This is a genomic window from Priestia sp. SIMBA_032, from assembly GCF_046535215.1.
Lineage (GTDB): Bacteria > Bacillota > Bacilli > Bacillales > Bacillaceae_H > Priestia > Priestia aryabhattai.
The window spans coordinates 1-251 of record NZ_JAWRXD010001195.1 but is presented as its reverse complement, the minus strand read 5'-3'; the positions used below and the strand labels follow the sequence as shown (position 1 = coordinate 251).

The following is a 251-nucleotide window of genomic DNA, read 5'->3' as shown; positions in this document are numbered from 1 at the left end:
CTCACAGACATTTGATGTGATTGTCTTTTTAGAAAAGAAAGATGATGGAAATCGCTATATTACAGAGATGATTGAGTTATTGGATTATCAAGATGATATACAGTTCAATCAGCTTTCTCAATTTATCCCTTCGGGTGAGGAATATGATGAAATGAATGAAAGAGTAGGAAAGATTCATGGAGATCATATCATTACAGCCAAGATGTCAGCTGAAATGGAGAAGAAATTCCGTTCTTCTACTGTAAATCCAG

The 251-nt window shown here is 34.7% G+C and carries 1 pseudogene; it reads left to right on the top strand.

The features are described 5' to 3' along the window. A pseudogene (locus SB717_RS38095) lies at nt 1-251 on the top strand (CpaF family protein); the annotation flags it as partial.